23 protein-coding genes are annotated in these 26,280 nt (G+C 72.1%); 13 read left to right on the forward strand and 10 right to left on the reverse strand.

Annotated elements, in window-relative coordinates; all coding sequences use genetic code 11:
• Nucleotides 1–40 precede the first annotated feature (40 nt).
• The gene (locus tag GVL05_RS04130) at nt 41–1,039 is read left to right on the forward strand and encodes a phosphotransferase (protein WP_123294087.1); all 999 of its coding nucleotides are present in this window, start codon (nt 41–43) and stop codon (nt 1,037–1,039) included.
• 377 nt (nt 1,040–1,416) lie between these two features.
• Here the strand turns inward: GVL05_RS04130 and GVL05_RS04135 are convergent, their stop codons facing one another.
• Nucleotides 1,417–4,701 (reverse strand): ATP-dependent DNA helicase, encoded by a 3,285-nt coding sequence (locus GVL05_RS04135; RefSeq protein ID WP_235035841.1) that lies wholly within the window; start codon nt 4,699–4,701, stop codon nt 1,417–1,419.
• Nucleotides 4,698–7,853: a UrvD/REP family ATP-dependent DNA helicase gene (locus tag GVL05_RS04140; RefSeq protein ID WP_159571552.1), complete on the reverse strand. Its 3,156-nt coding sequence runs from the start codon at nt 7,851–7,853 to the stop codon at nt 4,698–4,700. Before GVL05_RS04140 ends, GVL05_RS04135 begins: the two co-directional genes overlap by 4 nt.
• A gap of 127 nt (nt 7,854–7,980) precedes the next feature.
• On the opposite strand from GVL05_RS04140, the gene GVL05_RS04145 reads away from it, so the two are divergent.
• Both GVL05_RS04145 and GVL05_RS04150 read left to right on the forward strand, forming a co-directional pair.
• Nucleotides 7,981–8,205, forward strand: coding sequence for a DUF3107 domain-containing protein (locus GVL05_RS04145; RefSeq protein ID WP_111084998.1), 225 nt, complete (start codon nt 7,981–7,983; stop codon nt 8,203–8,205).
• 4 nt (nt 8,206–8,209) lie between these two features.
• Nucleotides 8,210–8,506, forward strand: coding sequence for a hypothetical protein (locus GVL05_RS04150; RefSeq protein WP_123294090.1), 297 nt, complete (start codon nt 8,210–8,212; stop codon nt 8,504–8,506).
• A gap of 22 nt (nt 8,507–8,528) precedes the next feature.
• Here GVL05_RS04150 and GVL05_RS04155 read toward each other — a convergent pair whose 3' ends face one another.
• On the reverse strand, nt 8,529–9,245 hold the full coding sequence (locus tag GVL05_RS04155; protein ID WP_235035842.1) for a ferritin-like fold-containing protein: 717 nt from the start codon (nt 9,243–9,245) through the stop codon (nt 8,529–8,531).
• Nucleotides 9,246–9,335: 90 nt separating this feature from the next.
• Here GVL05_RS04155 and GVL05_RS04160 point away from each other — a divergent pair, with 90 nt between their 5' ends.
• Nucleotides 9,336–10,838 (forward strand): DEAD/DEAH box helicase, encoded by a 1,503-nt coding sequence (locus tag GVL05_RS04160; RefSeq protein ID WP_123294092.1) that lies wholly within the window; start codon nt 9,336–9,338, stop codon nt 10,836–10,838.
• A gap of 178 nt (nt 10,839–11,016) precedes the next feature.
• Here the strand turns inward: GVL05_RS04160 and GVL05_RS04165 are convergent, their stop codons facing one another.
• Nucleotides 11,017–11,889 carry a PHP domain-containing protein gene (locus tag GVL05_RS04165; RefSeq protein WP_159571555.1) on the reverse strand — a complete coding sequence of 291 codons (873 nt, stop codon included), beginning with the start codon at nt 11,887–11,889 and terminating at the stop codon, nt 11,017–11,019.
• Between the two features lie 69 nt (nt 11,890–11,958).
• Between GVL05_RS04165 and GVL05_RS04170 the strand changes: the two genes are divergently transcribed.
• Both GVL05_RS04170 and GVL05_RS04175 read left to right on the forward strand, forming a co-directional pair.
• Nucleotides 11,959–13,425 carry an aminopeptidase P family protein gene (locus GVL05_RS04170; RefSeq protein ID WP_159571558.1) on the forward strand — a complete coding sequence of 489 codons (1,467 nt, stop codon included), beginning with the start codon at nt 11,959–11,961 and terminating at the stop codon, nt 13,423–13,425.
• 9 nt (nt 13,426–13,434) lie between these two features.
• The gene (locus GVL05_RS04175) at nt 13,435–13,923 is read left to right on the forward strand and encodes a GNAT family N-acetyltransferase (RefSeq protein ID WP_159571561.1); all 489 of its coding nucleotides are present in this window, start codon (nt 13,435–13,437) and stop codon (nt 13,921–13,923) included.
• 31 nt (nt 13,924–13,954) lie between these two features.
• On the opposite strand, the gene GVL05_RS04180 is transcribed toward GVL05_RS04175, so the two are convergent.
• The gene (locus tag GVL05_RS04180) at nt 13,955–14,869 is read right to left on the reverse strand and encodes a general stress protein (RefSeq protein ID WP_159571564.1); all 915 of its coding nucleotides are present in this window, start codon (nt 14,867–14,869) and stop codon (nt 13,955–13,957) included.
• 84 nt (nt 14,870–14,953) lie between these two features.
• Between GVL05_RS04180 and GVL05_RS04185 the strand changes: the two genes are divergently transcribed.
• The 5 genes from GVL05_RS04185 (at nt 14,954) to GVL05_RS04205 (ending at nt 20,304) form a co-directional block, all read left to right on the forward strand.
• Nucleotides 14,954–16,273: a CBS domain-containing protein gene (locus tag GVL05_RS04185; protein ID WP_123313343.1), complete on the forward strand. Its 1,320-nt coding sequence runs from the start codon at nt 14,954–14,956 to the stop codon at nt 16,271–16,273.
• A 52-nt stretch (nt 16,274–16,325) separates the two neighbouring features.
• Nucleotides 16,326–16,826: a DUF1003 domain-containing protein gene (locus GVL05_RS04190; protein ID WP_111085044.1), complete on the forward strand. Its 501-nt coding sequence runs from the start codon at nt 16,326–16,328 to the stop codon at nt 16,824–16,826.
• Nucleotides 16,819–17,979 (forward strand): Mrp/NBP35 family ATP-binding protein, encoded by a 1,161-nt coding sequence (locus GVL05_RS04195; RefSeq protein WP_159571567.1) that lies wholly within the window; start codon nt 16,819–16,821, stop codon nt 17,977–17,979. Before GVL05_RS04190 ends, GVL05_RS04195 begins: the two co-directional genes overlap by 8 nt.
• Nucleotides 17,980–17,989: 10 nt before the next feature.
• Nucleotides 17,990–18,838, forward strand: coding sequence for a bifunctional 2-polyprenyl-6-hydroxyphenol methylase/3-demethylubiquinol 3-O-methyltransferase UbiG (locus tag GVL05_RS04200; RefSeq protein ID WP_159571570.1), 849 nt, complete (start codon nt 17,990–17,992; stop codon nt 18,836–18,838).
• Between the two features lie 167 nt (nt 18,839–19,005).
• Nucleotides 19,006–20,304, forward strand: coding sequence for a carbohydrate-binding protein (locus GVL05_RS04205; protein ID WP_159571573.1), 1,299 nt, complete (start codon nt 19,006–19,008; stop codon nt 20,302–20,304).
• A gap of 94 nt (nt 20,305–20,398) precedes the next feature.
• Here GVL05_RS04205 and GVL05_RS04210 read toward each other — a convergent pair whose 3' ends face one another.
• Nucleotides 20,399–20,773 carry a twin-arginine translocase TatA/TatE family subunit gene (locus tag GVL05_RS04210; protein WP_111084987.1) on the reverse strand — a complete coding sequence of 125 codons (375 nt, stop codon included), beginning with the start codon at nt 20,771–20,773 and terminating at the stop codon, nt 20,399–20,401.
• Nucleotides 20,774–20,837: 64 nt separating this feature from the next.
• Here GVL05_RS04210 and GVL05_RS04215 point away from each other — a divergent pair, with 64 nt between their 5' ends.
• Nucleotides 20,838–21,470: an O-methyltransferase gene (locus tag GVL05_RS04215; RefSeq protein ID WP_123294100.1), complete on the forward strand. Its 633-nt coding sequence runs from the start codon at nt 20,838–20,840 to the stop codon at nt 21,468–21,470.
• Nucleotides 21,471–21,497: 27 nt separating this feature from the next.
• On the opposite strand, the gene GVL05_RS04220 is transcribed toward GVL05_RS04215, so the two are convergent.
• Nucleotides 21,498–22,226 carry an AAA family ATPase gene (locus GVL05_RS04220; RefSeq protein WP_159571576.1) on the reverse strand — a complete coding sequence of 243 codons (729 nt, stop codon included), beginning with the start codon at nt 22,224–22,226 and terminating at the stop codon, nt 21,498–21,500.
• A gap of 124 nt (nt 22,227–22,350) precedes the next feature.
• Nucleotides 22,351–22,524 carry a DUF3117 domain-containing protein gene (locus GVL05_RS04225; protein WP_123673120.1) on the reverse strand — a complete coding sequence of 58 codons (174 nt, stop codon included), beginning with the start codon at nt 22,522–22,524 and terminating at the stop codon, nt 22,351–22,353.
• Nucleotides 22,525–22,651: 127 nt separating this feature from the next.
• Between GVL05_RS04225 and GVL05_RS04230 the strand changes: the two genes are divergently transcribed.
• The gene (locus GVL05_RS04230) at nt 22,652–23,887 is read left to right on the forward strand and encodes an AI-2E family transporter (RefSeq protein ID WP_235035843.1); all 1,236 of its coding nucleotides are present in this window, start codon (nt 22,652–22,654) and stop codon (nt 23,885–23,887) included.
• Here GVL05_RS04230 and GVL05_RS04235 read toward each other — a convergent pair.
• Together GVL05_RS04235 and dapE are read right to left on the reverse strand one after the other, a co-directional pair.
• Nucleotides 23,866–25,110 carry a hypothetical protein gene (locus tag GVL05_RS04235; protein WP_159571579.1) on the reverse strand — a complete coding sequence of 415 codons (1,245 nt, stop codon included), beginning with the start codon at nt 25,108–25,110 and terminating at the stop codon, nt 23,866–23,868. The genes GVL05_RS04230 and GVL05_RS04235 overlap by 22 nt on opposite strands.
• Nucleotides 25,095–26,177 (reverse strand): succinyl-diaminopimelate desuccinylase, encoded by a 1,083-nt coding sequence (gene dapE, locus GVL05_RS04240; protein ID WP_159571582.1) that lies wholly within the window; start codon nt 26,175–26,177, stop codon nt 25,095–25,097. Before dapE ends, GVL05_RS04235 begins: the two co-directional genes overlap by 16 nt.
• Nucleotides 26,178–26,280: the final 103 nt, after the last annotated feature.

The following is a 26,280-nucleotide window of genomic DNA, read 5'->3' on the forward strand; positions in this document are numbered from 1 at the left end:
CGTGCACCGGTGCAGGCGTCACGCACCTACCCTGAGGGGCATGGCGGGATCCCAGTTCACTCTAGCCGCGTTGGCGACGACGGCCGTGCCCGGTCTCGTCGTCACGGGCACGCGCACGCTCGGCTCGGCCGCGGCCGGCGACTACGAGTCGGCTCTCCTCCGCGACGCCGACGGCGCCCTGACGGTCATCCGACGTCCCCGGAACCAGCGGGCGGAAGCCCGGCAGTCGGCCGACCTCGTCGCGATCCGTGCGCTGAGCGCCGGGATCCGCACGCGCCTCCCGTTCGGTGTGGCCGAGTACCGCGGCCAGGCGCCGATCGGATCGACCCGCGCCATCGTCACCACCCGGCTGCCGGGCGCGCACCCGACGCTCGCGTCGTTCGCCGAGCGCCCCGAGCTCGCCACGAGCGTCGGCCGCGCCCTCGCCGCGATCCACCAGCTGCCGACGAGCTTCGTCTCGGACGCCGGCCTGCCGTCGCTCACCCCGTTCGAGGTGCTGCGCTCCGCCGTGTCCGTGATGGACCGCGCCGTCGCCACCAAGCTCGTGCCCGCCGCCCTGGTCGAACGGTGGGAGGGCGCCGCGCGCGACCAGCAGCTGTGGCAGTTCACCCCCACCGTCGTGCACGGATCGATCGGCACCGGCGTGCTGCTCGTCGACGGCGATGCCGTCAGCGGGATCCTCGACTGGGGCGAGCTCCGACTCGGCGACCCGGCGAAGGACCTCGCCTGGGTGCTCGCCGGCCGACGCGACGCCTTCGACACCGTCCTGAGCGCCTACGAGGCGAACGGCGGCGGACGCGACCGTCAGCTCGCACAGCGCGCCCGGGTGCACCACGAACTCGAGACGGCGCACTGGCTGCTGCACGGCGTCCAGGCGAAGAGCACCGAGGTCGTCGACGACGCGGTCGCGATGATGCACCGGCTGGTCGACGCGGTGCACGCGCCGAGCGCGGAGCCGCTGCAGTCGGTGTCCCCCGAGACGATGGAGATCGGCGAGGTCGAGCAGTTGCTGTCGTCGACCGAACGCCGACACGGCTGATCTCCGCTCCGACGTTCCGGCTCGTGCGCCGCGCTGACCTCTGCCGAGCGGTCACGCAACGTCGTCCGCCCCGCGTTCGAGCGACCGTCCACGACCGGTCCGCAGCCGCCGACGGGCTGTCGTGACCAGTGGCGGTCGCGCTGGGCGGTGGGCGCGACTGCCTGGAGGCCCGGTGCCGGTCCGCGAGACCGGCACCGGGCCTCCCGGGTGGCCGGCTGGGGCGCGGCGCGCTCCCCGCCCGCGTCCGGCCCCGAGCCGTCACGACTCCCCGCCCTCCGAGCACCGACCGGCCGCGAGCCGTCGGCCGTCGAGCCGCGCACTGACGGCCTGTGACCGGTGCGCCGTGCACGCCGCGGGGTGTCGCGACCCCTCGTCCGTCAGCCGATCGCGGCCGTCCAGGCGCGCTCGAGTCCGGCACGGTCGAGCAGCTCGGTCGGGCGCACCTCGAGGTCGTCCGCGACGAAGTAGAACACGGCGTCGACCTGGTCGAGCGGTCGACCGGTGAACTCGGCGTAGGCCACCCGGTACAGGGCGAGCTGCAGCGTCCGTCGGGCCAGGTCGTCGGCACCGGACGGCGCCTTGCCCGTCTTCCAGTCGACGACCTCGGCACGCCCGTCGATCTCGTAGACGGCGTCGAGCTTGCAGACGACGCTGTGCCCGAGGAACGGGATGTGGATCTCGCGCTCGACCTCGACCGGCGTGCGGCCGGCCCACCGTGAGCGGGCGAAGGTGGCCTGGAAGTCGGCCAGTCGTCGGGCGTCGTCGTCCGTGACCACGGCGTCCGGCGAGGCGTCGACCAGGTCGTCGGCGTCGAGGTCGAGCTCGTCGCCCCACACGTCGAGGGTCTCGAGCGAACCACCCGTGCGGGCACGCTGCTCCACCCACTGGTGGAAGAGCGTGCCGAGCCGGGTCGCTCGGTACGGGCGCTCCGGCATCGGCCGCCGCAGGCGTTCGGCCACCTTGTCCGGCTCGGTCAGGTAGTCCTTGAAGCCGGAGGCCGGCACGCGGTGCGGGACCACGACCGCGTGCTTCGCGTTCCGGGTCGCGCGTCGTTCGGCGAGCAGCAGGTCGACGTCGGCCGCGTACCGGCCGGAGGCACCGGGGTTGGCGTTCCGGACCCGCTCGGCCGCCGCCAGCACCCGGGGCGCCCGCTGCCCGAAGGGCACGTGCGGCCAGAGCTGCTGCGCGCCGTCCTCGCCGAGGGGGTTCTCGTCGTGCACGGTGGTCTCCGGGATCGCGGTGCCGTCGACCACCCCGGCCTCGACCAGGTCGTGCAGGTACCGGCTCGGCTCGGTGGGGCGCACGCCGCCGGCCCAGAACGAACCGGACACGAGCAGGTCGTGGCGGGCACGGGTCAGCGCGACGTACGTGAGTCGGCGTTCCTCGTCCTCGTTGCGGGCCTTCACCCGCTCCTTGAAGGCGTCGATCGCGGTCGTGACGTCCTTCTGGGTCTCCTGCCCGCGCCACGCCAGGCTCGGCAGCTCGGCGCCGTCCCCCCGGAACTCGTACGGCAGACGGCCGAAGCCGAGCCACCCGGACGAGCCCTCCTGCGGCCGGGCGGGCAGTCCGCCCTCGACCATGCGCGGCACCGCGACGGCGTCCCACTCGAGGCCCTTCGACCCGTGGATCGTCAGGATCTGGACCGTGCCGGCTTCGGGTTCCTCGGAGCGCGGGCCCATGTCGTCACGGCGGGCGGCGGCGTCGATCCACCCCAGGAAGGAGCCGAGGTCGGCACGGTCGTCGGTGGACACGAACCCGGCGAGCTCGTCGATGAAGGCGTCGAGGTACGCCCCGCTGCCCTGCTCGTGCGCCGCGACCTCGATGTCGAGGCGCATCTCCTGCACCACGAGCGTCACGAAGTCGACCAGGTCGCTGCCGGCCCGCGACCGCAGCATCGCGAGCTGCGTACCGAGCGCCCGCATCCGGCTGCGGCCGGCGGGCGTGATGCCCTCGAGCGCGCCGTGCTCGTCCGGTGCGGTCGCCACGAAGTCCAGGGCGTCGACGATCGAACCGTGCTCCCCCGCGGCCACCGAGGCGCGGAACGCCGCCGTCAGTTCGTCGTCGAGCCGCTGCTGCGTGTGGTCGCGCTGGAACAGCCACCGCGCGAGGTGGTGCAGGGCGACGACGTCCGCCGCGCCCACCCGCCACCGGGCACCCGCGAGCAACCGGATGAGGTCGTTGCCGGCAGCCGGGTCGTGCAGCACCCGCAGGCACGCGACCAGGTCCACGATCTCGGGGCGCTGCAGCAGGCCGCCGGTGCCGAGCACGTGGAAGGGCACAGCACGCGCTCCGAGCGCCGCGGTGAACGACGCCAGGTCCTTGCGGGCACGGAGCAGCAGGGCCATCGACCCGGTCGGGTTCCGCTTCCGGTGGCCCTGGAACCAGGCGGCGACCTCGTCGGCCTCTTCCGGCAGGGTCTCCGGGAACACCGCCCGGACCGTCCCGGCGTCCGCACCGGGTCGCGGTGACAGGCGCTCGACGTCGACCTCGGACGCCTCGGACAGCGGCGCCACGATCGCGTTCGCCCCCGCGAGGACGTCGACCGGGTTCCGCCAGCTCGTCGACAGCGCGAACGTCACGGGCCGGACCGCGTCCGGCTCGGTGCCGCCGAAGTCGTGCGGGAAGCGTGCGAGGTTCGCGGCGCTCGCACCGCGGAACCCGTAGATCGACTGGTGCGGGTCACCCACGGCCATCACCGAGCGCCCGCGGAACAGCCGGGCGAGGAACCGGGTCTGCACCACCGAGGTGTCCTGGTACTCGTCGAGCAGCACGACGCCGAACCGCTGCCGCAGGTCCGTGACCACCCGCGGCGCGGACTCGGCCGCGGCGAGCGCCAGGGCGATCTGGTCGGAGAACTCGACGAAGCCGCGGTCGACCTTCTGCCGTCGGAACTCCGCGACCAGGTCGGCGAGGGGCTCCAGCGCACCGATCGCGGCGACGGCCTCGGTGATCGCCTTGTACGGCTTGCCACGGTTGCCGGGCAGTTCGAGCAGGTCGGAGAACTCGACGGCGAACCGGCGGAGGTCCTCGGGTTCGACGAGGTGCTCGGACGTGGCCCCGGCGAGCGCGACGACGGCCGCGGTGAGGGTGTCGACGTCGCGGTCGAGTCCGGCCAGTCGGTCGTCACGCGCGGCCACCACGACGCGGCGGGCCAGCTGCCAGGCGGACGGTTCGGTCAGGACCTGGGACTCGCCGTCGCGGCCGACGAGCAGGGCGTTCTCGCGGAAGACGGCGTTCGCGAACGCGTTGTAGGTCGACACGGTGGGCGCTTCGAAGGCGTCGCCCGGGGTGATCAGGCCGACGTCCTCGAGCGCACGGATGCGGTCGTTGATGCGCACCGAGAGCTCGCCGGCGGCCTTGCGGGTGAAGGTCAGACCGAGGACCTCGTCGGGGCGGACCATGCCGTTCGCGAGCAGCCAGACCACCCGCGACGCCATCGTCTCGGTCTTGCCGCTGCCGGCTCCGGCGACGACCAGGGCGGGGGTGAGCGGGGACTCGATGACGGCGCGCTGCTGTGCGGTCGGGCGGGGGCGGCCGAGGGCGTCGGCGATGGCGTCGGCGCCGTGCCGGACCACAGGCGCAACGAGGACGTCCGTCGTGCCCGTCGAGCCCGTCGCGTCGGTCGTGCCGGTCGTGTCGGTCGTGTCGGTCGTGTCGGTCACCAGGTCACCTCCGAGACCACGTGGATGCGGCACTCGACGCCGGTCCGGGCCTTCTCGCAGTGGTCGTCCACGTTCGCCAGGAAGGTCCGTCCGGCCATGCCGCGCGCGACCCCGTGCAGGCGCTCCCGGTAGGCGTCGCGCGCCTCGGCGTCGAACGCGTGCTGGGTGCGCTCCGAGTAGGCCTGCCCGCCGCGGGGGTTCTGCACGAACACGAGTCGGGCGTCCGTCATGGGCGAGCCGGCCGGAACGCCCTCGACCGCGCCGTCCTCGATCGCCAGCTGGTACGCGCCGAGCTGCGGGTGCTCCGGCATGTCGTTCTTCTCGCTCGGCATCGAGCGTCCGGTCTTGAGGTCCACGACGCTGACACGGCCCTCGGGGTCGACCTCGATGCGGTCGATGCTGCCGCGCATCCGGGCGGGGCCGGTGACCAGGGCGAACGAGGTCTCGGCGCCGAGCAACCGGCGGCCAGCGCCCGCGAAGGTCCGCAGGTAGTCGCTGAGCCCCTCGATCATGCGGCGGGTGCGCGCGCGTTCCCGATCGGCCACCCACGGCGACTCGAAGGTCAGTTCGTCCCACCGGGCCTCGACCCGCTCCCACAGCGACTCGACGTCGATCTCGGTCGCGTGCTCCATCGCCTCGTGCACGATCGTGCCGATCCCCATCGCCGGACTCGGCGCACCGCCGCCGAAGGTCTGCACGAACCAGTGCACCGGGCACTCCTCGAACGTGCCGATGCGCGACGGCGAGACGGACACGGTCGGGGCGACGGGTTCGCCGCCCTCGACCTCGGGCACCGGCTCGGCGTCGAGGTCGACCAGCGGCTCGTCGGTGGTGGGCTCGGCGAGGCCGTACCAGTCGTCCGGTGCGGCCCCGGGGACCTCGGCCTCGGCCAGTCGGGCGAGCGCCGAGGCAGCCTCGTGGTCGCCGGACAGGACGACCCGACGTCGCAGGGACCCGGCCAGTCCGCGCAGGGACAGCGGGTGCACGGTCGGCTGCCGGTCCGGCGGCACCGGCACCAGGCGGACGAACGGCGACGGGGACTCGTCGTCGTTGGCGACGGTGCCGATCACGACCTGCGTGGTTGCGCGGGAGACGGCGCGGGCGAACAAGCGGAGTTCGTCGGCCACCACCGCGGCGCGGTCGTCGATCGGCGAACGCTCGACCCCCGACGCCGCACGGACCAGGCCGTCCGGGTCGAGCAGACTGCCGCGCACCCGGGTGTTCGGCCACACGCCGTCCTGCAGTCCGAGCACGACGACGACGTCGCACTCGAGTCCGATCGTCGCCGAGGGGGTGAGCACCCGGACCCGGCCGGCGGTGCGGTCGGGTCCGATGGAGTCCTCGGGCAGGTCGGCGCCGAGCAGGTCGTCGACGAACACCCGGGCCGGGGCGTCCGGGGTGCGTTCGACGAACCGCTTGGCGGCGGTGAACAGGCCGACGACGGCGTCGAGGTGCCGGTCCGCTTCGCCCGCTCCGACCCCGCCGGCTGCGGACTGCCCGCCCCACGACTTCGCGAGGCCGCTGCGTTCCCACAGGCCCCAGAGGATCTCCTCGATGCTCGATCCGGCCTCGGCGTCGGCGTGTGCCTGCACCAGACTGCGTGCGAGTCGGGTCGCCCGTCTGGCGAAGCCGGCGTCGACCGTGGCCAGACGCTCCGGGGCACCGAGCGCGTCGATCAGGAGTTCGTCGGCCGTGCGGGTGCCGTCGCCGGCGAGCTCTTCACGCCGCAGCGCGAGCCGCAGCCGGCGCATCGCCAGGGTGTCGAGCCCACCGAGCGGCCCGGTGGCGAACGCCGTGGCCAGGGCGGCGTCGAGGGGCAGGACCCCGAGGGCGACCGCCGCGGCGTCGAGCAGTGCCCGCGCCGCCGAGTCGTCACGGGGGCGCACCGGCGCGGCACCGGCGGTCGCGGGGACCTCGGCCACCGAGAGCGCACGCACGAGCTCGGGGATCGCGGCGCCGCTGCGGGTGACGACGGCCATCCGGTGCCACGGCACACCGTCGAGCAGGCGGTGCTCGCGGAGCCGTCGGGCGACGGCCACCAGCAGCGCCGACCGGCTCGCCGCCTCGAGGTGCACGACGGCGTCGGCTCGGGCGTCCTCGTCGCTCGCCGTGGCCGCGCGCTGCCGACCGGCCGCTGCCGTGCCGATGCGCCCCGTGATCCCGGAGACCAACGACCGGATCGGCGCGGGGTACCGGTGCACGGTGCCGAGGAAGAGTTCGTCGACGCGGTCCACGCCGAGCCGCACGGCCAGGCGACCGAGCACGTCCGGTTCGGCGCCGCGGAACGCCGAGGCGGCGATGTCCGGGTCGCCGAACGCGACGACCTGCACGCCGGACCGGGCGAGCGCACCGAGGAGTGCCACCTCGCCCTCGACGAGTTCCTGGGTGTCGTCGACCACGATGAGTCCGAGGGCGGCGATGCTCGCGGGCAGTTCACCGCGCAGCACGGCCGCGGTGGCGAACGCGACGAGCTCGCCGGAGTCGAGGCTGGTCGCGCGGAACGCGGTGACCGAGGCGCGGTACTCGTCGACGAAGTCACCGACGGCCCGCCACTCGGGTCGACCGCCCTCGTCGCCGAGCTCGCGCATGTCCTCGGGCTCGACGCCCGCCGCGACCGCACGCATCATGACGTCGCGCAGCGCGGTCCGGAACCCGGCGCGCTCCCGCACCACCGCGGTGATGGGTTCGGGCCAGTCCGGACCGGTGCCGTCGAGCTCGTGACCGGCGAGCAGGTCGGCGATGATGCGGTCCTGCTCGCCACCGGTCAGCAGCGTGGGCGCTTCCTGCCCCTGGACCGCGGCGGCGTGCGCGACGATCTGGAAGGCCAACGAGTTCACGGTCCGGGCGAGGGCTCCGGGCACCACGCGGTCGACGGCGGCGGCGAGGCGGTCACGCAGGGCGGTGGCAGCGGTCCGCGACGAGGTCAGCGCGAGCACGGTGGCGTGCCCGTCGGGGCTGATCGCGTCCGGTCGGCGCAACCGGTCGGCGACGAGCCGGGCGAGCGTGGTCGTCTTGCCCGTGCCGGGAGCGCCGATGACCGCCGCGTGCCGGCCGTCGGGCAGCGCGAGCACGGCGGTCTGGGACGGGTCGTCGGCCAGGGCGCGTGCGACGCCGACGTCTGCGGGGGCTGGCGTCAGCGTGGTCTGCGGCACGCTCGTACGGTACCCACGACCGCCGACACCACCCGGCCCGACGCGGGCGCGGCGCGCACCCGGGCCGCCGAGTGCGCCCGCGGCGAACGTCCGATGTCCTCCGGGACCGCTCGGATACGCTGTGCTCGTGGACATCAAGATCGGCATCATCAACAGCCCGCGCGAGATCGCGTTCGAGACCGCCCAGACCGCCGACGAGATCGAGAAGGCAGTGTCTGAGGCCCTCGCGTCGAAGGCGACGCACCTGTCACTCCAGGACGAGAAGGGCCGTCGCTTCATCGTTCCGGTCGCCGCCCTGGCGTACGTCGAGGTCGGCGCGGAAGAGGCACGCCGCATCGGCTTCGTCGCCTGACGACGTGGAACTGCTCTTCGCCGTCCTCGGCGGCCTGATCATCGGCGGGATCGCGCACGTGGTCCTGCCGTGGCGCGCCAGTCGTGGCGTCCTGATCGGGCCCGCCGTGGGCGGCATCGCCGCTGCCGTGCTGTGGGAGGCACTGACCTGGGCCGGGTGGCGGTACGACGCCACCTGGATCTGGGTCGTGGCCCTGGTCGGTGCGGGCGTCGTCGCCCTCGTCGTCGAGTGGCTGCTCGGGACGCGCCGCGACAAGAGCGACGTCGAGTACTACGAACGACTCAAGGCCCGCGGGGCCTGAGCCGAGCACGGGACCGCCGCGCCTAGGCCGTCAGGCCGAGCGCGTCCATCCGTCGGGTGTGCGCCGCGATCAGTTCGGTCCACACCGGCTCGAGCCGCTCCTGGTCCTCGCGCGCGTGCGACGCCAGCGCCGACCGTGCCACGAGCAGGGTGTCGCCGACCAGACGCCGGCCCCACATCGCCAGGCGCGAGCCGACCTCGGGGTCGTCCTCGATCCGGGCGGTCAGTTCCTCGACGACCGCGGGTTCCTCACGCGCGTCGAACACGGAGCGCAACCGCTGCCGCACGTCGTTCGGCAGCGACCGCAGCAGGTTGCCGAACAGGTCGTTCAGGATGCCGGCCGTGACGTAGCCGGTCAGCATCGACTCGTACCAGTCGGCGCCGCTCGTGCGCTCGAGGAACCGGTCGATCGCCTCGCGGTGCGGCGCCATCAGTTCCGCCGGGTCCGAACCGTTGCGTTCGATCTCGGCGACGATCGTGCGGTGCCGGTCGAGCGCCGTCGTCGCGAGCACACCGGTCACCAGGCGACCGGACAGCGTCGGCGCCGAGGCACCGGCACGACCCATCGTCTCGTAGACGGAGAGCTGCAGGTACGCGGCCTGGCCCAGGTAGACGTCGAGCTCGGGGGTGACGTCGTCGAGCGCCAGACGCTTGACCTGGCTTGCGTTGCGCGGGTTCCGCGACGCGAGCCACGCTGCTGCGAGCTGCGCCGCGCGCTTCCGGTTCCACCACGACACCACCCGGAGAGCATAGCGGGAACCGCCTCGCGCCCCGCTCCACCCGCCCATCGGTAGACTGGCCCGGACTTCCACCAGAACTAAGGTGATTCTTTGACTTTCGCAGACCTCTCCATCGAGCAGGACATCGTCGACGCGCTCGCGGGCAAGGGCATCCTCGAGCCCTTCCCGATCCAGCAGCAGACGATCCCGCTCGCCCTCACCGGCCAGGACATCATCGGCCAGGCCAAGACCGGTACCGGCAAGACCTTCGGGTTCGGCCTCCCCCTCATCCAGCGCCTCGGCGCCGACCCGGCGCCCGGCGTCAAGGCCCTCGTCGTCGTCCCGACCCGAGAACTCGCGGTCCAGGTGACCGAGGACCTCGAGGTCGCCACCTCGAACCGCCCGACCACCGTCGCGGCGATCTACGGCGGCAAGGCGTACGAGGGCCAGATCGAGCAGCTCAAGGCCGGCGCCCAGATCGTCGTCGGCACGCCCGGGCGGCTCATCGACCTGCAGCGCCAGCGACTCCTCGACCTGTCCCACGTGCAGGAAGTCGTCCTCGACGAGGCCGACCGCATGCTCGACCTGGGCTTCCTGTCGGACATCGAGCGCATCTTCCAGGCCATCCCCGAGGTGCGGCACACGATGCTGTTCTCGGCCACGATGCCCGCGCCGATCGTCGCCCTCGCCCGCCGGTTCATGAGCCGTCCGGTGCACATCCGGGCGACCGACCCGGACGAAGGCCTCATGCAGGCCAACATCAAGCACCTCATCTACCGCGCGCACTCCCTGGACAAGGACGAGGTCATCGCCCGCATCCTCCAGGCCGAGGGCCGCGGCAAGACCGTGATCTTCACCCGCACCAAGCGTGCGGCGGCGAAGCTGGTCGAGGAGCTCAAGGACCGCGGGTTCAACGCCGCAGCGGTGCACGGTGACCTCAACCAGGAGCAGCGCGAGCGCGCGATGGCCGCCTTCAAGGCCGGCAAGCGCGACGTGCTCATCGCCACCGACGTCGCCGCCCGCGGCATCGACGTGGACGACGTCACGCACGTCATCAACCACACGATCCCGGACGACCCGGACACCTACCTGCACCGCGCCGGTCGTACCGGCCGTGCCGGCAAGACCGGCATCGCGGTCACGTTCGTCGACTGGGACGACCTGCACAAGTGGACGCTGATCGACAAGGCCCTCGAGTTCGGCATCCCCGAGCCCGTCGAGACCTACTCGTCGTCGCCGCACCTGTTCGAGGAACTCGACATCCCGAAGGGCACCAAGGGCCGTCTGCCCGGTGCCTCGTCGCACGCCGCGTCGGCCGGTGCCCCCGCCGAGAAGCGCAGCAGTGACCGTCCGGCGTCCGGTCCGCGTGACGCGTCGCGTTCGCGGTCGCGCAGCCGCACCCGGTCAGGAGGCTCGGAGCAGCCCGCCTCGCAGGCTCCCGCCACCGAGTCCGCGGCTCCGACCTCCGCGCCCACCGACGACACGTCGGCCACCGAGGGCGGGACCACCGACGGCGCCGCGAAGCGTCGCCGCCGTCGCCGCCGTCGCGGAGCCGGCACCGGCGATGCCTCGGCGACCGCCTCGGCACCGCAGGGTTCGTCGGACGGCGAGTAGCGCCTCCAGACCGAAGGGTCCGTCGCTGACGCGACGGGCCCTTCGTCGTCCTCACCTGCCGACTGCCCCCGCGAAAGCGACAGATTGCCGCGAACTGTCGGCGGGAATCTGTCGCTTTCGCGAAGGGGTCAGGCCGCGCCGAGCGAGATCTGTCGCTTCGGTGGGGACGAGCCTCGGGTCAGGACAGGCGCGAGCCGGGGCCGACCACGGGGGCGCTGCCGGTGGCCTCGGACAGGATGGCGTCGAACGCGACCCGCGCCGTCCGGTGCTCGCCGAGCCGGTTCGGCTTGCCCGTGCCGTGGTAGTCGCTCGAACCGGTGACGAACAGGCCGTAGCGCGACGCCCAGTCGAGCAGGGTGCGCCTGCCGTGCGCCAGGTTCTCGCGGTGGTCGACCTCGAGCCCGCCGAGCCCGGCGTCGACGAGGTCGCGGAGCATCGGCTCGTCGATGACGATCCCCCGCGACGAGGCTGCCGGGTGCGCGATGACCGGCACACCGCCCGCCTGTCGGATGAGTTCGACGCCGCGCAGGGGCGACGGTGCCTCGTGCGGTTCGTAGTAGCCGGACGCCGGGTGCAGGATGCCGCGGAACGCCGCGCTCCGGTCGGACTCGAGGCCCCGCGCGACGAGCGCGTCGGCGATGTGCGGGCGGCCGATGGTGGCCCCGGGGCTCGCCTGGGCCAGGACGTCGGCCCAGGTGATCGGGTGGTCCTCGCCGATGCGGTCGACCATGCGGTGCGCGCGGGAGAGGCGGCCGGAGCGGATGCGGTCCGTCTCCTCGACCAGGCCCGGGTCGTGTGGATCGACCAGGTAGCCGAGGACGTGCACGCTCCGGAAACCGATGCGCGTGCTGAGCTCGAGACCCGGCAGGAGCGTCAGCGGCAGCTCGCGGGCGGACCCGGACGCGTCGGCCCAGCCGGCGGTCGTGTCGTGGTCGGTCAGCGCGACGGCGTCCAGGCCGGCGGCCGCGGCCGCTCGGACGAGCTCCGCGGGTCGCTCGGTGCCGTCGGAGACACTCGAGTGCGCGTGCAGGTCGATGAACGGGTCGGGCACGTCGACAATGCTATCCACAGGTGAGGGGCCGCACAGGACGCCGGTGCAGCGCGGTGCGATGATGGGGGCATGGCCGACACGACTCCCCGCGCGACGAGCAACCGATCCACGACCCCCGGGTCCTCGACCTTCAAGGACTTCATCGGGTCGCAGTGGGCCGACCGCGAGCAGACGATCCCCGAGCCCCGCGAGCAGGCCGCCTTCGCTGCCGAGCGTCGGGCCCGCATCTCCGAGCTGCACCCGGGCCGCACGATCGTCGTCCCCGCCGGACAGGCCAAGGTCCGCTCGAACGACTGCGACTACCCGTTCCGCCCGCACTCCACGTTCGCGCACCTGACCGGGTGGGGCACCGACACCGTCGTCGGTTCCGTCCTCGTGATGACGCCGAACGGCTCCGGGCACGACGCCACGCTCTACTTCCGTGCCACGGCCGGTCGTGATTCGGAAGAGTTCTACGCGAACCCCGAGATCGGCGAGTTCTGGGTCGGGCCGCGTCCCTCGCTCGACGCCGTCGCCGCCGACCTCGGGCTGGCCACGGCCGACCTCGGCTCCTTCTCGGACGTCGCCGACGGACTCGACGCTTCGGCGCTGCTCGTGCGCGAGGCCGACGACGACCTCACCCGCACCCTCGACGCACGACTCGGCAGCGCCGTCGGCGGCGCACCGGCGACCGACGACGTCCTCGCCCGCGACCTGTCCGAACAGCGCCTGGTGAAGGACGCGTACGAGGTGGGCGAGCTCCGCAAGGCCGTCGACGCGACGAAGCACGGCTTCGACGACGTGATCGCCGACTTCGACGCCGTCCTGGCACACCAGCGGGGCGAGCGCATCGTCGAGGGCACCTTCAACCGCCGGGCTCGTGCCGACGGCAACACGGTCGGCTACGACACGATCGCCGCCTCGGGCCACCACGCCTGCATCCTGCACTGGACCCGGAACGACGGCGCCGTGCAGCCGGGTGACCTGATCCTCATCGACGCCGGGGTCGAGGTCGACTCGTTCTACACGGCCGACATCACCCGCACGCTGCCGGTCAGCGGCACGTTCTCCCCCGTGCAGCGCATGGTCTACGACGCCGTGCTCGAGGCAGCAGACGCCGCGTTCGCCATCGTCAAACCGGGCATCACGTTCCGCCAGGTGCACGCCACGGCGATGGAGGTCATCGCCCGCAAGACCGCCGAGTGGGGCTTCCTGCCCGTCTCGGCGGAAGAGTCGCTCGAGGCGGACAACCAGTTCCACCGCCGCTACATGGTGCACGGCACGAGCCACCACCTCGGCCTCGACGTGCACGACTGCGCGAAGGCCCGTCGCGAGATGTACATCGACGGCGTCGTGCAGCCCGGCATGGTGTTCACGATCGAGCCCGGTCTGTACTTCCAGCAGGACGACCTGACCGTGCCCGCGGAGTTCCGCGGCATCGGCGTCCGGATCGAGGACGACATCCTGGTCACCGAGGACGGGGCCGAGAACCTGTCGATCGGCATCCCCCGGACCCCCTCGGACGTGGAGGCGTGGATCGCCCGCTCCGGCCGCTAGCCTGAGCGGGTGACGACGCCCGACGCCTCCACCGACTCCCGCACGCCGCAGTTCTCGATCGAGGTCGAGCACTTCGACTCCCCCGACGCGCAGCGACTCCGAGCCGCGCAGCGCCTGGAGATCGACCGTGCCTACGGCGGCGACACCGAACCCGGCGAGAAGCCGACGGCAGACTCCATCGCGGTGTTCTTCCTGGCGCGCGACGAGGCCGGCACTCCGCTGGCGTGCGGCGGACTGCGGGTCGTCGACGACGGCATCACCGAGATCAAGCGCATGTACGTCCGGCCGGAGTCCCGCGGCTCGGGTGTGGCGGCCGCGCTGCTGCGTCGTCTCGAAGAGGCCGCGCTGGACCTTGGGTCACCGGCGCTCGTGCTCGAGACGGGGAACGAGCAGAAGCGCGCCGTCGGGTTCTACGAGCGCGAGGGCTTCACGCGGATCGCCAACTTCGGCCCCTACATCGGCGCCCCGCTGTCGATCTGCTACTCGAAGGTGCTGTAACCCGAACACACCGGCCCCGAGCACGCAGGCGTCAGGGGCGCTCGTCGCCCTTCGGGGACGACGGGGTCGACGAAGACGACGGTGCCGGCGGCGTCGCACCGGGCACCCGCTCGCCGTACTGCGGCGGGTCCTGCGGACGACGCTCGGGGATCGCCGGCCCACCCGAGGTGGGTCGGTCGGCGGGGGCGGCAGCGGACGGGTCGGCGTTCTCGCCGTACCGGGGCCCGTCGTTCGTGCCGTACCGCGGCGCGCTCGACGCACCCGGCGCCGTGGGCGCATCCGTCTGCGCGCCGGGGGCCGACGTGCCGGGCTGCTGCGGGCCTCCTGGCTGCTGGTGGGGCGTGGCGTGTCCGCCGTACGGCGACTGCTGCGGCGGGGCGGGACGCCACGGCTGCTGTCCCTGCACGGGCGCACCGGGAGCGCCCTGCTGGGGCTGCTCGTTCCAGTGCGTGGACGGCGTCGCGCCGTGCTCGCCGAGGATCCGCTGCGCCTGGCCGGTCAGCTGCGGGTTGACGACGATCTGGTAGTTCGTGGCGAGCACCTGGTGGACGCTCGTGAAGTCCCGCTGCCGCTTCGTGATCGCGAACGAGACGATGCCGTAGAGCATGCCGAACGCGGCGCCGATGATCGCTGCGGCGAGGATCAGGCCGCCGGCGCTCGGCGAGAACAGGGTGAGCACGATGCCGAAGAAGATGCCGAGCCAGAGCCCGGACAGCGCTCCGGCGATCGCCGCGCGGCCGTAGGTCATCTTGCCGGTGACACGCTCGACGGTCTTCAGGTCGTTGCCCACGATCGAGAGCTGGTTGACCGGGAAGTCGGCGTCGGCGAGCTTCGCCACGACGCGCTGGGCGTCGGGGTAGCTGTCGTACGTGCCGAGGACGTCGCCCTTGGGCAGCGTCGGGAAGGCCTGGGCGGTCCTGCCGGCGAAGGGACTCTGATTGCTCACACAGCCATCATTCACCGCACACCTTGCGATCGCACGTGCACCGCCGGGGAAGCGCCACCACGCACACCGACTACGCTGGGTCGGGTGAGCGCCACGAAGGTCTTCGTCGCCCGCCTCGCCGGGTGCTCCGTCTTCGACCCCGCGGGCGACCGCGTGGGCAAGGTCCGGGACGTCCTGGTGGTCTACCGCCGGGCCGATCCCCCGCACGTCGTGGGGTTGATCGTCGAGGTGCCGGGCAAGCGCCGCATCTTCGTCAGCGTCGGCCGCATCACCTCGATCGGTGCCGGCCAGGTGATCACCACCGGGCTCGTCAACATGCGCCGTTTCGAGCAGCGCGGCGGCGAGGTCCGGGTGATCGCCGAGATGCTCGGCCGCAAGGTGCTCATCAAGAACCAGCGGATCCGCGCCACCATCGAGGACGTCGCGATCGAGGACCGCGGGCAGGGCGACTGGGAGGTCGCGCAGCTCTTCCTCCGCAAGCCGAAGACCACGCCGTCGCCGTTCGGCAAGGGCCCGACGACGTTCGCGACGTGGAACGAGGTCACCGAGGACGAGCTCCCCGGTGAGGCCCAGTCCGCCGAGCACGTCATCGCCGCGTACTCCGACCTCGTGCCCGCCGACCTGGCGAGCACCCTGCTCGACCTGCCGGAGGAACGCCGGTTCGAGGTCGCCGAGGAACTCCCGGACGACCGTCTCGCCGACGTGCTCGAGGAGATGCCCGACCAGGAGCGCGTCGAGATCCTGTCGCGGCTCGAGGACGCCCGTGCGGCGGACGTGCTCGACCAGATGCAGCCCGACGACGCCGCCGACGTGCTCGCGCAGTTCTCCGACGAACGGAGCGAGGCGCTCCTGCAGCTCATGGAGCCGGAGGAGGCGCAGGACGTCCGCATGCTCCTGGAGTACGAGCCGGACACCGCCGGTGGTCTGATGACCACCGAGCCCGTCATCGTCTCCGCCGACGCGACCGTCGCCGAGGGGCTCGCGCTCGTCCGCCGCCACGACCTCGCCCCGGTGCTCGGTGCCGCGGTGTGCGTCACGCTGCCGCCGTACGAGCCGCCGACCGGCCGGTTCCTCGGGCTGGTGCACTTCCAGCGCATGCTCCGCTACCCGCCGAACGAACGGCTCGGCACGCTCATCGACCAGCAGACCGAACCGGTCCGGGTCGACGCGAGCGCCGCCGAGGTCACCCGTGTGATGGCGACCTACAACCTGCTGTCCGTCCCCGTGGTCGACGACGCCCACCGCCTCGTCGGGGTGGTGACGATCGACGATGTCCTCGACCACGTCCTGCCGGACGACTGGCGAAGTCAGGGCGAGGGGGAACCCTCACCGCTTCCACGCCAACGCCCGCGCAAGACACCCGTGACGACGGGAAGGAGGACCACCCGTGGCCCGAACGGATGAGAACCGTCGCGATCGCGAGCGCTCCGACGTCCGCCTCGACTCGCCCAAGGGCATGCGCACGCGCGTGCTCCCGACCCGCCGCCGCGGCGGACGCGGTGACACGTTCGGTCGCGCGACCGAGGGCATCGCACGTGGCATGGGCACGCCGTGGTTCCTCATCGGCCTCACCCTGTTCTGCGTGGTCTGGATGGGCTACAACACCCTCGCGCCGAAGCCGTGGCAGTTCGACTCGGCAGCGATCGGCTTCACCGCGCTGACCCTGGTGCTGTCGCTCCAGGCCTCGTACGCCGCGCCGCTCATCCTGCTCGCGCAGAACCGGCAGGACGACCGCGACCGCGTGCAGTTCGAGCAGGACCGGCAGCGCGCCGAGCGGAACCTGGCGGACACCGAGTACCTGGCGCGCGAGGTCGTCGCGCTCCGGCTGGCGATGCGCGACATGGCGTCCAAGGACTTCATCCGCGCCGAACTCCGGTCGCTGCTCGAGGAACTCGACCGGCGCGACGCCGACGACGCCGGGTACGCGAACGAGCCCGGCAGCTCCACCCGTGGCTGACGCGGCTCCCGCCGACGAGCAGCTGGGCACGGCGGTCCTCGCTGCGCTCGGCCGCGTGATCGACCCCGAGATCCGTCGGCCCGTCACGGAGCTCGACATGATCCGCGGGGTGGACGTGCAGCCGGGAGGCGCGGTGCGCGTCGACCTGCAGCTCACGATCGTGGGGTGCCCCGCCGCCGACACCATCGAGCGCGACGTGCGCGTCGCCGCCGGTTCCGTGGACGGGGTGTCGTCGGTCGAGGTCGACGTCTCGGTGATGGCCCCCGCGACGCGTGCCGCGCTCACCGAGCGCCTGCGCGCCGGCCGGCCGAACGGCATCCAGTTCACGGCGGACTCGCTCACCCGGGTCATCGCCGTGACGAGCGGCAAGGGCGGTGTCGGCAAGTCGACGGTCACCGCCAACCTCGCCGTTGCGCTCGCCCGACGGGGCCTGCGGGTCGGGATCGTCGACGTCGACGTGCACGGCTTCAGCATCCCCGGGCTGATGGGGCTCACCGACGAGCACGGTGTCGCGCCACGTCCGACCCGCGTGGACAGCATGATCCTGCCGCCCGTCGCCCACGACGTGAAGGTCGTGTCGATCGGGATGTTCGTCGACGACGCCTCCACCGCGGTGTCCTGGCGTGGCCCGATGCTGCACCGCACCGTGAACCAGTTCCTGACCGACGTGTTCTTCGGCGACCTGGACGTGCTCCTGCTCGACCTGCCCCCCGGCACCGGCGACGTCGCGATCTCGGTCGGCCAGCTCCTCCCCCACGCCGAGGTCCTGGTCGTCACCACACCCCAGGCGGCTGCGGCCGACGTCGCCGAGCGCAGCGGGATCGTCGCACGCCAGACAGGCCAACGGGTGATCGGGGTCATCGAGAACATGGCCGGGCTCGTCCAGCCCGACGGCTCGGTCCTGCACCTGTTCGGCGAGGGCGGTGGCGCCGAGACCGCCGCACGGCTCTCCCGCGGCCAGGACGCCCCGGTGCCGGTGCTCGGCAGCGTGCCGCTGTCCGTGCCGCTCCGCGAGGGCGGGGACACCGGCCTGCCGGTCGTGCTCGGCGCGCCGGAGGACCCCGCGGCCGTCGCCCTCGCCGCGATCGCCGACGGCATCACGACGATGGGGCGCGGACTGGCCGGACGGAAGCTGGGTCTCTCGCTGTCCTAGGCTCATCAGCATGAGCATGGATCACGTCAGCGTCGACTGGGACCGCGCCCGCGACACGAACCGGGCGAACTGGGACGACCGGGTCCCGATCCACGAGGGCGCCTACGCCGTGGACGAGCTGTCCGACCCGGCGCACCGCTCCGACGTCGTGCGCGACGACCTGCCGGTGTTGACGCCGTGGCTGCCGGACGGCACGCTCGCCGACCTCGACGTCTGCCACCTGCAGTGCCACATCGGCACCGACACCGTGTCGCTCGCCCGCGAGGGAGCCCGGCTCACCGGCGTCGACTTCTCCCCCGCGGCGCTCGCCTCCGCCGCCGGCCTCGCGACGCGGCTCGGACTCGACGTCACCTGGGTGGAGACCGACGTGCTCGACGCCCGCGCTGCCGTCTCCGGCGACTTCGACGTCGTCTACACGAGCATCGGCACGATCTGCTGGCTCCCCGACCTCGACCGCTGGGCAGCGCAGGTCGCCGGCCTGCTGCGCCCGGGCGGGGTGTTCTTCATCCGCGACGGCCACCCCGCGCTCTACGGCCTCGACGAGACCGCCGACGAGCTCGTCACCCGGTACCGGTACTTCCCGGACGGCACCGCGCAGCAGTGGGACGACGCCGGCACCTACGCCGGCGACGGCACCGTGGCGAACACCCGCACGTTCGAATGGCCGCACCCGCTGTCCGAGATCGTGAACGCGCTGCTCGGCGCCGGACTCCGACTCCGCCGCCTGGACGAGGGGCGCACACTGCCCTGGCGCTTCAGTCCCCGCATGGAGGACACCGGCGACGGCTCGTGGGCGTGGCCCGACGCTGACCGCGACCGTGTTCCCCTGACGTACACGATCGTCGCCACCCGCGACTGACGACGGGCGCCTGCCATCCGCTCGGCGCGCGCCTGTACGTTCGTTCATGGACAGGTCGTTCCACCCCGGAGCATTATGCAAGGGCATTGCACAATGCCCGTGCGGAATGTGACCGCCTGGGCTCCACCCGCCGGACGACGACGTCCGGCCGAGGACAGGAGAACCGTGTGAACCAGAACACCCGAGTACGGATCGGCCTCGTGGCCACCGTCGCCGCAGTGATCGCCGGCGGATCCCTCGCCGCAGCACCGGCCATCGCCGCGACACCGTCGTGCGCGACCGCGTGGACCGCCGGCACCGCGTACTCCGGCGGTGCCACCGTCAGCGAGAACGGATCGAACTACACCGCGAACTGGTGGACGCAGGGCGACGACCCCGCGACGCACGCCGGTGCGACGGGCAGCGGCCAGCCGTGGACGTCGACCGGCGCCTGCTCCGGCACGGGCACGGGCACGGGCGGCGGGACCACTCCTCCAGGTGGGGGAACGACCACCCCCGGCACGGGCGGGAGCGGCGGCACGGCCAGCGGACTGGTGTTCAGCCCGTACAAGGACATCACCGTGAACCTCGACTGGAACACGAACGTCATGAACACCGCGGTCACCGGGACGCGGGTCCCGGTGGTCGGCTCGAGCAACAGCCTGGTGTCGACCCGGGAGCCCGGCCTCAAGGCGATCACCCTCGCCTTCGCGACCGGCACGTGCGGCAGCGAGAACTGGGGCGGCGTCGCGGCGGATGCCTTCGCGAACGCCAACATCCCGAAGCTCGACGCCGCCGGGGTGAACTACATCGTCAGCACCGGTGGAGCCGCCGGTTCGTTCAAGTGCTCGGGCGCCGCACTGCAGTCGTTCATCGCCCGGTACGCGACCCCGCACATGATCGGCGTCGACTTCGACATCGAGAGCGGTCAGTCGGCCGCCGACGTGCAGAACCTCGTGAGCGCCGCAGCCCTCGCCCAGGCGAAGTACCCGGGCATGCGCTTCTCGTTCACGCTCGCGACCCTGGCCGCCAGCGACGGCTCGTACGGCGGGCTGAACAGCACCGGCGACGCCACTGTGAAGGCGATCAAGGCGTCGACCCTGACGAACTACACGATCAACCTCATGACGATGGACTTCGGCCGCGCGACCACCGCGAACTGCGTGCTCTCCGGCTCCACCTGCCAGATGGGCAAGTCCTCGATCCAGGCCGTCACGAACCTGCAGCACACGTACGGCATCGCGTCGTCGAAGATCGAGGTCACCCCGATGATCGGCGTCAACGACACCACCGACGAGGTCTTCACCCTCGCCGACGTCGACACCCTGTCCGCCTACGCGAAGGCCAACGGCCTCGCCGGGATCCACTACTGGTCGCTCGACCGGGACACGCCCTGCGCCTCGACCACGGCGTCGTCCACCTGCAGCTCCGTCCCGAGCGCACCGGCGCTCGCCTGGACGGATCGCTTCCTCGCCGACCTGAAGTAGCCGACCTGAAGTAGTCGTCACCACACCGAACACGGGAGGCCCGGTGCCAGCTGGCACCGGGCCTCCCGTCCGTCAGGTGGTCACGTGACGGGCGTCAGGTCGCTTCCGCGTCGAAGGGCGGCGCTTCTCCCGCGGCCAGCGGCACGACGGGAGCCGTCGCGCGGACCTTGGAGGCGGTCACCTGCGCGGTCTGGACCGCGGCGGCGCTGCTGGCGCTGCCGGAGTCGAGGAGCGCATCGCGGATGATCCGGCGGGGGTCGTACTGTCGCGGGTCGAGCTTCTGCCACTCGATGTCGTCGAACTCCGGGCCCATCTCGTCGCGCATCCGCTCCTTCGCGGTGTCGGCGAACCGGCGGACGGCCTTCACGAACTCGGCCAACTTCTGGGCGTACATCGGCAGGCGCTGCGGCCCGAGCAGGAGCACGGCAATGATCCCGATGATCAGGATCTTGTCGAGCGGGATGTTCACGTGAGCGAGCCTAACCCGTACGGCTCCGATGCACCCCTAGAGTTGTCAACCGAACGGAGTGTGCGTGTCAGAGAAAGAGTCGAACTGGAAGTTCGCCGAGGACATCGTCTCGGAGTCCGAGGCGATCGCCCGCGCTCGTGAGCACTCCCTGGAGCTCGGTGTCGAGGCGATCTCGCCCGCGATCGGCGCGCAGATCGGCGTCATCGCCGCAGCCTCCCGAGCCACGAGCATCATCGAGATCGGGACGGGCCTGGGAGTCTCCGGGCTGTACCTGCTCGGCGGCGCGCCGGACGCGACCCTGACCACGATCGACGTCGAGGTCGACCACCAGCAGTTCGCCCGCGACGCCTACATCAGCGCCGGCACCGCCCCCGCTCGGATCCGGCTCATCCCGGGCCGCGCGAACCAGGTGCTCCCCCGGATGAACGAGGCGTCGTACGACGTCGTCCTGGTCGATGCCGACCCCGAGCACGTCATCGAGTACGTCGAGCACGGGCTGCGGCTCGCGCGCCTCGGCGGGACCGTCCTGGTGCCGCACGCACTGTGGCGCGGACGCGTCGCCGACCCGGTCAAGCGCGACCGGGCGACCACGGACTTCCGGCTGCTGCTCACCGAGGTGTCGACGTCGGGTGCGGTGCGCAGTGCGCTCTCGCCGGCTGGTGACGGGCTGCTGCAGCTGACGAAGGTCACCGCGTAGCGCACGCTGCGTCACCCTCGCCGTCGGTCACTCGAGGTGCCGAAGGTACCGCTCGGGTGACTCGAGGAACGAGCGCTGGTTGCGCACCAGATCGAGCTCTTCCCACTCGGTGCGCCGGAACCCCCACTCGCCGACCTCGTGGATCGTCGCGCCCGGGAACGCCGCCAACACCGGCGAGTGCGTCGAGAGCACGACCTGTCCGACCCCGCTGTCGACGATCGATCGCAGCAGCGCGATGAGCGTCAGACAGCCGGAGAAGGACAGCGCCGACTCGGGTTCGTCGAGGATCCAGAGCCCCGGCCACTGCGCGCGGTCGATGACGAAGTCGAGGAACGACTCACCGTGGCTGCGCTCGTGGAACACCGGCTCGGGGCGGGAGTGGTTGGGGTGGTCCTCGAGGTAGGTGAAGAAGCCGTGCATGGTCTCGGCACGCAGGAAGAACCCACCGCGGGGCGCACCGAAGTCACGGCGGAGGACGATGTGCTGCCACAGCGACGACTCGGACGGACGCGTCGAGTGGTTCGCCAGGGTGGAGCCGCCCTCGGGCGACATGCCGAACCGGAGCGCGATCGCCTCGATCAGGGTGGACTTGCCCACACCGTTGTCGCCGACGAACACCGTCACCGGGTCGAGGTCGAGCCCCTCGTCGAGCAGCTGCCGCACCGGGGGCAGCGTCGCCGGCCAGACGTCTCGCGGCATCGGGTCCGGGTCGCGGTACTCCTCGACGCGGCGGATCGGCATGTGGGTCCTCGGCACGAGGCCATCCTGCCGGACGCGACCGACAGCGCGACGGGCGCGCACGCCGACGGCGCGGCGCCCCGGACGCAGACGACGGGCCCGGCGCGTACACGCTCCGGACCCGTCGTTCTGGTGCTTTCGACTACGAGGCCGAGACGACCTCAGCGAGTGCGTCATGGAGTTCCTTGGCCTCGGCATCGTTGACCGAGACGACCAGGCGGCCTCCTCCTTCGAGCGGAACCCGCACGATGATGAGTCGACCCTCCTTAACAGCCTCCATCGGCCCGTCACCGGTCCTCGGCTTCATGGCTGCCATCAGATGTCCCCTTTCGTGCAGTACATGCCCACTCATTATCTCGTATTGATGGGGCAACTGCGAAACCGCCCAGGTTGGGGGTGTCGGATCGGCGGTTCTTCGCGGGTTCCGTTCGTAACCTTGGCGGATGCCGAACATCCGCTCCATGCGCCGTCAGTCCCCCAGCGGACGACCCGACCGGTCCGAGCCGACCGGCAGGTCCGACGACGCAGTGCCCGCCGGCCTGCGGATCGGCGCGGCGTTCACCTGGCGCATCCTCGTCGTGGGTGCCGGCCTCGCCGTCCTGGTGGCGCTGGTCGTGCTGCTGCAGGACATCGTGGTGCCGTTCCTCATCGCGCTGCTGGTCTGCGCGCTCCTCATGCCGATGTCGGCGTTCCTGCAGCGGCACCGGTGGCCGAAGTGGACGGCGGTGCTGTCGAGCCTGGTCGCCTTGGTGCTGGCGCTCGGTGGGCTGGCGCTGCTCGTCACCGAGCAGGTGCGGTCCGACCTGCCGTCGCTCGAACGCCGGCTCCACCACAGCGTGCAGTCCCTGCGGACCCTGCTCGACAGCGAGCCGTTCGGGATCACGGCGAAGGACGTCGACTCGTGGGTGTCGAACGGCTTCGACTACCTGCAGGCGCACGCCGCGACGATCCTGTCCGGGTTCCAGGCCGCCGGCACCGGCGCCGTGCACGTGCTCGAGGGGCTGTTCATCATCGTGTTCACGACGCTGTTCGTGCTCATCGACGGCCCGCGCATCTGGGGGTGGGTCGTCCGGCTCTTCCCGCGCCGGGCACGTGCTCGCATCGACGTCGCCGGGCACGCCGGCTGGAAGACCCTGACGAGCTTCATCCGCGTCCAGCTCGTGGTCGCCGTCACGGACGCCCTCGGTGTCACCATCGGCGCCCTCGCGCTGCAGATCCCGCTGGCGATCCCGATCGGCGTCATCGTCTTCTTCGGCGCGTTCGTCCCCGTCGTCGGGGCGATCGTCGCCGGTGCGGTCGCGGTGCTCATCGCCCTGGTCTTCAACGGCTGGGTGCCGGCGCTCGTGATGCTCGGCATCGTGGTGGTCGTGCAGCAGCTCGAGAGCCACGTCCTGCACCCGTTCCTGACCGGCACGGCCGTCAAGGTCCACCCGCTCGGAGTCGTCCTCGGGGTGACCGCGGGCACGACGATCGCGGGTGTCGTCGGCGCGTTCTTCGCGGTGCCGTTCATCGCCACCGTCAACGCGATGGTCGTGGCGGCGGCGAACTGGCGGCCGGGTGACCCGGAGCCGATGTCAGCGACGGTGCCGAAGCGCGAGCGGAGCGGTCCCGCCGCACGGCTCCTGGCCCGCGCCCAGGCCCGTGAGCGCCGTGCCGATCACGGCGGGGTCCAGTCGTAGCCGTCGATCCACCAGCAGTAGTACAGCCAGACCCACTGCAGCCCGACGAACGCCACCACGACGGCCACCCAGTACACGCGGGACCGCGGCAGCGCCACGATGCCGAGCAGCGGCGCGATCGGCACCAGGATCCGCCAGGTGCTCGACTGCGGGAAGAACACGGCGAGCAGGTACACGACGTAGGCGATGCCCCAGAGGCGCAGCTCGATCCCGATCACCCGGGCTGCGGGCATGCAGACGAACGCCACGAAGCCGACGACCACGACGGCCAGCAGGACCCCGCCGGCGGGCTGGTGGAACCACCACCCGAAGCCCTGGATCCACGGCGCGAACGGCACGAGCTCCTGCCACCCGACGTAGGACGACCGCCAGGCGAGCTCGGTGTCGGTGTAGGCCTTGGGCACCCCGGTGACGGCCCAGGCGATCGCCGGCCACGCCAGGCCGACCAGTCCGGACACGACCGCGACCACGGCGGGCGGCACGAGGCGGCGCAGGGTGAGCGGTTCCGACGACCGCACCCACGCGGGCCGGATCGCCCAGGCACCGACGAACAGCACGACGAGCAGCGCGAAGGCGAGCCCGGTCGGCCGGGTCATCCCGAGCAGCAGCACGACGGGCAGCATCGTCCACCACCGTCGGTCGACCATGAGCAGCAGCGCGACGAGCAGCAGGAACAGCCCCATCGACTCGGCGTACGCCACCTGGAACATCGCCGACACGGGCGCGACGCAGAACAGCACCGTGGCGAAGGTCGCCCGCGCCGGGTCGAGGAAGCGCCCCATCAGGCGACGGAACACGAGCGCAGCGCCGAGTCCGGCGAGCAGCGAGACCGCCACCGCGACGAACTCGAACGACGCTCCGGTGAGCAGCATCAGGCCGCGCACCAGGAACGGGTACGCGGGCATGAACGCCCACGCGTTCTCGGTCACGTGCCCTGCGGCGTCCACGGGCAGGGTCGACGGGTAACCGCCGGTCGCGATGACGCGGTACCAGGCGCCGTCCCAGATGGACGCGAACGACAGGTACGCCGGGTGCTGGACGGTGAACGAGTTCGCCGCCTGCACGCTCGCGAAGGCCTGCATCATCAGTCCGGTGACGAACCGGGCGAGCACGTAGACGACCGTGATGCGGACCCACCACGGCACCACCCGGTAGCGGGCGCGCCAGCGGGTGCGTGCTGGGGTCGGCCGGGTGGCCCCGGCCGTCGTCAGGCCGTCAGCCACCGACGGAGGCCGGCCTCGACCGCGGTGATCTGCGCGACCGGGACCTGCTCGTCGTCGTGGTGGGCGAAGACCGGTTCACCGGGTCCGTAGTTGACCGCGGGCACCCCGAGCGCCGAGAAGCGGGCGACGTCGGTCCAGCCGTACTTCGGGCGGGGCTCCGGGCCACCGACCGCCGACACGAAGTCCTGCGCGAGCGGGGCGTCGAGGCCGGGGCGGGCACCGGCGGCGAGGTCGACGATGGTCACGTCGTAGCCGTCGAAGAGCTCACGGATGTGCGCCACGGCCTCGTCGGCCGAACGCGACGGCGCGAAGCGGTAGTTCACGTGCACCATCGCCTCGTCCGGGATGATGTTGCCCGCGATGCCGCCGCTGATCCCGACGGCGTTGAGGCCCTCACGGTACTCGAGCCCGTCGACCGTGACGGTGCGCGGCTCGTAGGCGGCCAGCGTGGCGAGGATCGGTGCCGTCTTGTGGATCGCGTTGTCGCCGATCCAGCTGCGGGCGCTGTGCGAGCGCTTGCCGAACGTGCGGATCTCGGCGCGGAGGTTGCCGTTGCAGCCACCCTCGATCTGCGCGCCGGACGGCTCCCCCAGGATGGCGAAGTCGGCGGCCAGCAGGTCCGGACGGGTCCGGGCGAGACGACCGAGGCCGTTCAGCAGGTCGCTGACCTCTTCGTGGTCGTACCAGACCCACGTGACGTCGACCGAGGGCTCGACGAGGTCGTACGCGAGCTTGAGCTGCACTGCACAGCCCGCCTTCATGTCGACGGTGCCGCGACCCCACAGGATCTCGGTGCCGTCCTCGGCGGTGCGGAACTCGGTCGGCAGGTTGTCGTTGAGCGGCACCGTGTCGATGTGCCCGGCGATCACGACGCGGCGGTCGCGGCCGAGGTTCGTGCGGGCGACGATCGCGTCGCCGTCCCGGATCACCTCGAGGTGCGGCAGCGGTGCGAGCACCGCCTCGATCGCGTCAGCGAGGGCCTGCTCGTTCCCCGACACCGATTCGATGTCGCAGATGGCACGGGTGATGTCGATGGACGAGGCGGTGAGGTCGAGCTGCTCCGGCATGCGGTCACCTTATCTGCCGTCGCTCCCGTCGCGCTGGCCCACGGCACGGCGGCCGGGAGGCACGGTGCGGTTCCGCAGCGTCCGTCCGGTCGGTCCGGTGCTC

The organism is Curtobacterium sp. 18060, from assembly GCF_902706105.1.
GTDB lineage: Bacteria > Actinomycetota > Actinomycetes > Actinomycetales > Microbacteriaceae > Curtobacterium.

Excerpts from the sequence above, each read along its gene's own strand:
- GVL05_RS04130 (WP_123294087.1), top strand. The coding sequence starts at position 41 with ATGGCGGGATCCCAGTTCACTCTAGCCGCGTTGGCGACGACGGCCGTG.
- GVL05_RS04170 (WP_159571558.1), top strand. The coding sequence starts at position 11,959 with ATGGCCGACACGACTCCCCGCGCGACGAGCAACCGATCCACGACCCCC.
- GVL05_RS04190 (WP_111085044.1), top strand. The coding sequence starts at position 16,326 with ATGCGCACGCGCGTGCTCCCGACCCGCCGCCGCGGCGGACGCGGTGAC.
- GVL05_RS04200 (WP_159571570.1), top strand. The coding sequence starts at position 17,990 with ATGAGCATGGATCACGTCAGCGTCGACTGGGACCGCGCCCGCGACACG.
- GVL05_RS04225 (WP_123673120.1), bottom strand. The coding sequence starts at position 22,524 with ATGGCAGCCATGAAGCCGAGGACCGGTGACGGGCCGATGGAGGCTGTT.
- GVL05_RS04230 (WP_235035843.1), top strand. The coding sequence starts at position 22,652 with ATGCCGAACATCCGCTCCATGCGCCGTCAGTCCCCCAGCGGACGACCC.
- dapE (WP_159571582.1), bottom strand. The coding sequence starts at position 26,177 with ATGCCGGAGCAGCTCGACCTCACCGCCTCGTCCATCGACATCACCCGT.